This window comes from Azospirillum sp. TSO5, from assembly GCF_003116065.1.
GTDB lineage: Bacteria > Pseudomonadota > Alphaproteobacteria > Azospirillales > Azospirillaceae > Azospirillum.
The window spans coordinates 42,233-48,771 of sequence record NZ_LGQY01000057.1 but is presented as its reverse complement, the minus strand read 5'-3'; the positions used below and the strand labels follow the sequence as shown (position 1 = coordinate 48,771).

7 protein-coding genes are annotated in these 6,539 nt (G+C 68.6%); 3 read left to right on the top strand and 4 right to left on the bottom strand.

Annotated elements, in window-relative coordinates; genetic code table 11:
- The 3 genes from TSO5_RS15850 to TSO5_RS15840 all read right to left on the bottom strand — a co-directional run.
- Positions 1–173 (bottom strand): ATP-binding cassette domain-containing protein (locus TSO5_RS15850; protein ID WP_146203744.1); only part of this gene is annotated, 173 nt, incomplete at its 3' end.
- A gap of 96 nt (positions 174–269) precedes the next feature.
- Positions 270–1,496 carry an ABC transporter substrate-binding protein gene (locus tag TSO5_RS15845; RefSeq protein ID WP_109152437.1) on the bottom strand — a complete coding sequence of 409 codons (1,227 nt, stop codon included), beginning with the start codon at positions 1,494–1,496 and terminating at the stop codon, positions 270–272.
- A gap of 40 nt (positions 1,497–1,536) precedes the next feature.
- On the bottom strand, positions 1,537–2,280 hold the full coding sequence (locus TSO5_RS15840; RefSeq protein WP_158282423.1) for an enoyl-CoA hydratase/isomerase family protein: 744 nt from the start codon (positions 2,278–2,280) through the stop codon (positions 1,537–1,539).
- Between the two features lie 205 nt (positions 2,281–2,485).
- Here TSO5_RS15840 and TSO5_RS15835 point away from each other — a divergent pair, with 205 nt between their 5' ends.
- Positions 2,486–4,120, top strand: coding sequence for an AMP-binding protein (locus TSO5_RS15835; protein WP_109152435.1), 1,635 nt, complete (start codon positions 2,486–2,488; stop codon positions 4,118–4,120).
- A gap of 72 nt (positions 4,121–4,192) precedes the next feature.
- Here TSO5_RS15835 and TSO5_RS15830 read toward each other — a convergent pair whose 3' ends face one another.
- On the bottom strand, positions 4,193–4,834 hold the full coding sequence (locus tag TSO5_RS15830) for a TetR/AcrR family transcriptional regulator (RefSeq protein WP_085091628.1): 642 nt from the start codon (positions 4,832–4,834) through the stop codon (positions 4,193–4,195).
- Between the two features lie 268 nt (positions 4,835–5,102).
- Between TSO5_RS15830 and TSO5_RS15825 the strand changes: the two genes are divergently transcribed.
- Positions 5,103–5,585, top strand: a complete 483-nt coding sequence (locus TSO5_RS15825; RefSeq protein ID WP_109152434.1) for a MaoC family dehydratase — start codon at positions 5,103–5,105, stop codon at positions 5,583–5,585.
- A complete protein-coding gene (locus TSO5_RS15820) occupies positions 5,582–6,502 on the top strand; it encodes an SDR family NAD(P)-dependent oxidoreductase (RefSeq protein WP_109152433.1) in 921 nt (306 codons plus the stop codon). Before TSO5_RS15825 ends, TSO5_RS15820 begins: the two co-directional genes overlap by 4 nt.
- Positions 6,503–6,539: the final 37 nt, after the last annotated feature.

The window sequence follows — 6,539 nt, the reverse complement described above, 5'->3', positions numbered from 1 at the left end:
GGCGTCAGGAACTTGGTCAGCAGGTTGAACACCGTGCTCTTGCCGGCGCCGTTCGGGCCGATCAGCGCGTGGATGGTGCCCCGCTTCACTTGCAGGTTCACGCCCCGAACCGCCACGAAGCCTTTGAACTCCTTCGTCAGGTTGCGCGCTTCCAGGATGATGTCGTCGGTCATCGGCGATGCGACCCCCCTTGCCACTCTTCGGTCGTGCAGCCGGCCGGCGATTCCAGGCGGAACTGCCGGCCGGCGCGTCCCCATTGGTCCCGCCCGTCAGCCCTTGACGAGGGGGCACTTGCTTTCGGACAGCGGCAGGAAGGCGTCGTTGCCGGGAATGGTGCTGAGGATCTTGTAATAGTCCCAGCGTCCCTTGGACTCTTGCGGGCTCTTGACCTCGACGAGGTGCATGTCGTGGACCATGCGGCCGTCGGCGCGGACCTTGCCGTTGCGGGCGAACATGTCCTCGATGGGCATGGTCTTCAGCTGGTTGACCACGGTCAGCCCCTTGTCGGTGCCGCTGGCGTCAATGGCCTTCAGGTAGTTCAGCACCGCCGAATAGACGCCGGCCTGCACCATGGTCGGCATCCTGCCCTCGTGACGCTGGCCGAAGCGCTTGGCGAACTCCCGCGTCCGCTCGTCGGTGTCCCAATACCAGCCGGTGGTGATGATCATCCCCTTGGTGACGTCGAGGCCCAGGCTGTCGATGTCGGTCAGGAAGACCAGCATGCCGACCATCTTCTGGCCGCCCTGGGTCAGGCCGAACTCGTTGGCCTGCTTCACCGCGTTGACGAAGTCGCCGCCGGCATTGGCGAGCGCCACCACCTGCGCGCCCGACGCCTGCGCCTGGAGCAGGAAGGAGGAGAAGTCCGGCGTGGCCACCGGCGCCCGGACCGTGCCCAGGACCTCGCCGCCGGCCTTCTTCACTGCGTTCGAGGTGTTGGTTTCAAGGCTGCGGCCGAAGGTGTAGTCGGCGGTGATGAAGAACCAGGACTTGTTGCCCTGCTGGGTCAGGGCGCGGCCGGCGCCGTTGGCGAGCGCGTAGGTGTCGTAGGTCCAGTGGACGCCGGTGGGGGAGCATTTCTCGTTGGTCAGCTCGGTGGTGCCGGCGGTGGAGTTCAGGTGAACCCGCCCGGTCTCGCGCGTCACCTCCTGCACCGCGAGCGCGGCGGCGGAGTTGCCGACATCGACGATCACGTCGACCTGTTCGCGGTCGATCCACTGGCGGGAGACGCTGGCGGCGATGTCGGCCTTGTTCTGGTGGTCGGCGAAGACGACCTGGACCGGCGCGCCCTTGACCTTGCCGCCGAAATCCTCCACCGCCATCTGCGCGGCTACCACCGAGCCGCGCCCGGCAAGGTCGGCATAGATGCCGGTCATGTCGTCGAGCACGGCGATCTTCACCACATTGTCGGAGATCTGTGCCTGCGCCGTGCCGGCCAAGATGCCGGTGAAGGCGAAGGCGGCCATACCCGCGAGCAGAGCGGTCTTGAGCGTGGTCATCCGTTTGTCCTCCCTATTCTGATTGATTTGAAAGGTCGTCTCAGGCCTTGGCTGCCGCCGCGGCGTCGCGCAGCAGGCGGCCGAGCAGGAACTGGTCGCTGTCGCCATGGGCCAGCCGCGTCTGGTCGGCCTGGGCGTCGATGGCCCGCTTGGTCATGCGCAGGGCCAGCGGCGGGACCGCCGCCGCCTCGCCCGCCAGCCGCATGCTTTCGTCGACCGCGGCGCCGTCCTCCGCGACGAGGTCGGCCAGACCCCAATCGAGCGCCAGCGCCGGATCGACCCGCAGGTCGGTGAACAGCAGCCGCTTGGCCCGCGCCGGACCGACCAGCGAGACCAGACGCGGCAGTCCGCCCCAGGCCAGGTTGAAGCCGAGCCGGGCCTCCGGCAGCCGCAGATGCGCGCTCCGCCCGAAGACCCGCAGGTCCAGCGCCAGCGCCAGCACGCCGCCGCCGCCGACCGCCGGTCCCTCCACGGCGGCGATGGTGAGCTGGGGAAGTGCCGCCCAGGCGTCGCACAGGGCACGCCCGCGCTCGACCGCGGCGTGCTGTTCCAGCACATCCGTGCCGGTAGGCCAGAGCAGCGGATCGGACAGGTCGATGCCGCCGGAGAACACCGTGCCGGTGCCGGTCAGCACCACCGCGCGGACGCCGGTGTCGGCGCGCAGGCGGTGAGCGACGTCGGTCAGCCTCTCCATCGCCGCCGCGCTCAAGGCGTTGGCCCGCCCGCCGCGGTCGTAGCGGACCAGCGCCACCCCGTCGGCATGCTCGATCGAAACAAGGCTCATTCCGCTTTTTCCTCCCCGACCATGGCCCGACCATGGCTCCGCCGGCGCGGCGTGCCGTTCTTGCCGGTGCCCACTCCCTAACATTCTACCGAGTATGTTGCAATCTTTTGATTGGCGGTGCAAACATATGAACGGCAGCAGCCGGCACTGGCGCGAGGCCCGTGGTCCGGACAGGGTTTGGAAAGAACAGGGAGGGTTTTCGGCGATGCACGGCGATGATTGGGCGCGGATCCCCACGGCGGACGAGTGCGTGCTGCGCAATCTTCTGGAGGCGCAGGCCGCGCGGCAGCCCGACGCGGTGTTCGTCGCCTTCTGGCGGGGCGAGAGCTGGAGCTACCGGGAGACGCTGGAGCGTGTCCGCCGCCGCGCCGCGGCCCTGCGGGCGCAAGGTGTGCGCCAGGGCGACCATGTGCTGTGCTGGATGGGAAACGGGCCGGACCTGCTGACCGCGTGGTTCGCCATCAACTATCTCGGCGCGGTCTATGTGCCGCTCAACACGGCCAGCCGCGGGCGCCCGCTGGAGCATATGCTGGACAATGCCGGCGCCACGGTCCTCATTGCCCACGCCGCCCTGATCGGCCGCCTGGCGGAGATCGGGCGCGGGCCGCTGGCCAGGATCCTGACCGTCGGCACGGCGGATGCGGACCCGCCCGACCTGCCCGGCGTCTCCGTCGCGCCGCTGGTCGATGCGCCGGCCGATGCGGACCTCAGCCTGCCGCTCGACCGGCCGATCCAGCCCTGGGACCCCCACGCGATCATGTATTCGTCGGGAACCACCGGGGCGGCCAAGGGGGTCGTGACCTCCTACGTGCAGATCTACACGATGGGGCCGGACGCCTTCGACAGCATCACGGCGGACGACCGCTGCATGATCTGCGGTCCGATTTTCCATTGCGGCAGCACGCTTTACGTCTATTGCATGCTGGGCAAGGGCGGGTCGATGGCGATGGTTCCGGAGTTTCGGACGCCGGACTTCTGGGATTCGATCCGCGACACCCGCAGCACGGTGGTCCTGCTTCTGGGCATCATGGCGAACTTCCTGCTGAAGGCGCCGCCGGATGCGCGGGACCGCGACCATACCCTCAAGAAGGTCTTCATCGTCCCCTTCGGCGAGGACGCACCCCGGTTCGGCGAGCGCTTCGGCGTCGAACTCCACACCGTCTACAACATGACCGAGATCGCCAGCCCCCTGACCGCCGGGCCGCGCACCGCCGGACCGGACGGGATGGTGCCGGGCCTGTGCGGCCGCGCGCGCCCCTGCTTCGAGCTGCGCGTGGTCGACGGCAACGATGCCGAGCTGCCGCCGGGCACGGTCGGCGAGCTGATCATCCGCTCGCACCGGCCCTGGGCGCTCGGCTCCGGCTACTACCGCAATCCGGAGGCGACGCTGGCGTCCATGCGCAACGGCTGGTTCCACACCGGCGACGCCTTCCGCATGGAGGCGGACGGGCGCTTCTTCTTCGTCGACCGCCTGAAGGACGTCATCCGCCGCCGCGGCGAGAACATCTCCTCCTTCGAATTGGAGGCGGAGATCTGCGCCCATCCGGCGGTGCGCGAGGCGGTGACCGTCGCCGTGCCCAGCGACGTCGGCGAGGACGAGGTGCTGGCGGTCGTCGCCCCGATCCCCGGCGCCGCGATCGACCCGGCCGAGCTGGTCGGCTTCCTCGCCGCGAGGGTGGCGCACTACATGGTCCCGCGCTATGTCCGCGTGGTGGAGGAACTGCCCAAGACGGCCAGCGGCAAGCTCCAGAAGCACATGCTGCGCGCCGATGGGCTGACGGAGGATTGCTGGGACCGCGAGGCCGCGGGCATCCGCCTCAAGCGCGAAAGGCTCGGCTGAGAAGCGGTCGAGCGCAGTGAGTTTTCAACGGCGGCCGGGCCCCTCTCCCCTTGCGGGAGAGGGGCTTTTCCCTCATCCCGGCGCGTTCAGGCCCTGCATGATCGAATCCACGATCTTATCGGCCAGGATCTCGCGGTCGTCGCGGGTCTCGGCGGGGCGGGGGCGGTACCAGATCGACAGCCAGTTGATGGCGCCCAGTGCCACCTTGACCGCCACCGACACGTCGCTGGTGCGGATCGAGCCGTCCTCGACACCCTCGTAGGCGACCCGCTTGAACAGGCTCTCGAAGTCGTTGCGCACGGTCATCAGCTCGGCCAGCGTGCGGCGCTGCTCGGGCGTCGTGGCGCCGAAGCGGTGCATCTCGACCCCCTGCACGACCACCGCCTCCAGGGCGAGATTCTCCATCATCGACAGGGCGTGCTGGCGGAACATGGCGCTGAGGCGCTTCGCCGCCGGCTCCGGCCCCTTCATCACCGGGGTGACGGCCTCGAAGTTGCGCCGCATTCCCTCGCGGTGGACGTCGAAGAACAGCTCCGTCTTGGAGCGGTAGTAATGATAGATGCGGCCCTTCGTAGCGCCCAGACGCCGCGCCACGTCATCGATGCTCGTCGCGTGATAGCCCTGCTCCATGAAGCATTCGGCGGCGGCGGTCAGGATATCGATGTTCCCGGTCTTGTCGATGCGGGGTGACAGCTGGCTCTTTTCACTGCTCATCGTCCAGTTCCAACTCGATAATTTCGTCGGCGATCAACCCGTTCCGCCCGCATCGTCCCTTCGCGGCACCCCGGCAGGGGCCGGTCAGGCGAAGCTAGGACCAATCCATCCCACAGGCAACATTTCTGCCTGGACAGAGCGGACGCGCTCACATACTACTTGGTAGGTTTTTTGTGCGTGACGCAAGCAATCTTTGCGGCGAGCGCATCCGACCGAAGGCCGAATGGCCACCACGAACATGGCCCAAACGAAGACGGGAACGCGCCCAATGAACGAACCCATTCCCGCCGGGGAGCTGGAGCGGCGCGTCGGCGGCGAGATCGGTGTGTCGCGCTGGTTCGAGATCGACCAGACGCGCATCGACGCCTTTGCCGACGCCATCGACGACCACCAGTTCATCCATGTCGATCCCGAGCGGGCGAGCCGAGACACTCCCTTCGGCGGCACCATCGCCCACGGCTTCCTGTCGCTGTCGCTGCTGACCGCGATGGGGGAGGGCGTGCTGCCGAGGATCGCCGGAGAGGCGATGGTCATCAATTACGGCTTCGACCGCGTCCGCTTCCCCGCCCCGGTTCGGTCCGGCGCACGGGTCCGCGCCCGCTTCGTTCTGAGCGAGGTCACCCGCCGGTCGGATCGGGAACTGGCCGCGCGCTATGCGGTGACGGTGGAGATCGAGGGCGGCGGCAGGCCGGCGCTGGCGGCCGACTGGATCATCCTGACCCTTTTGAAAGAACAGGTGAACGCAGCATGAGCATTGAATCGGAAGGCATCCGCTTCGACGGGCGGGTCGCCATCGTCACCGGGGCGGGGAACGGCCTGGGGCGCGGCTATGCGCTGGAACTGGCGGCGCGCGGCGCCAGGGTGGTGGTCAACGATTTGGGCGGCGGGCGCGACGGCCGCGGCGCCTCCGATGCCGCCGAGACGGTGGTCGCGGAGATCCGCAGCCGCGGCGGCGAGGCCATCGCCGACGGCGCGAACGTCACCGACCCGGCGCAGGTCGCGGCGATGGTCGGGCACGCCCACGGCCTGTGGGGCCGCATCGACGTGCTGATCAACAACGCCGGCATCCTGCGCGACAAGAGCTTCGCCAAGATGGAGCTGGAGGATTTCCGCTCGGTCGTCGACGTGCATCTTATGGGGGCGGCCAACGTCACCCATGCGGTCTGGCCGATCATGCGGGCGCAGGGCTATGGCCGCGTCCTGATGACGACCTCCACCTCGGGCGTCTACGGTAATTTCGGCCAGTCGAACTACGGCGCGGCGAAGGCCGGTCTGGTCGGGCTGATGAATGTCCTGCATCTGGAGGGCATCCGCAACGGCATCCACGTCAACGCGGTCGCCCCGACGGCGGCGACCCGCATGACCTCCGACATCCTCGACGAGACGGCGCTGGCCCGGCTGAACCCGGATTTCGTCACCCCGGCGGCGCTGTTCCTGGTGTCGGAGCGGGCGCCCAGCCGCACGGTGATCCTCGCCGGCGCCGGCACCTACGCCCGGCTCGCCATCGTCGAATCGGACGGCGTCTACCTGCCCGAGGGCGAGCGGACGCCGGAAGCCGTGGCCGCCCGCTTCGCCGAGATCGCCTCGCTCGACCGCCAGCACGAGATCGACGCCGGCCTGAGCCATGTCGACCGCATCCTGAAGCGCGCGGCGGACGCCGCCGGCTGAGCCGGCCGGCCGAGACCCGGCTGAAACGAGGAGAAGA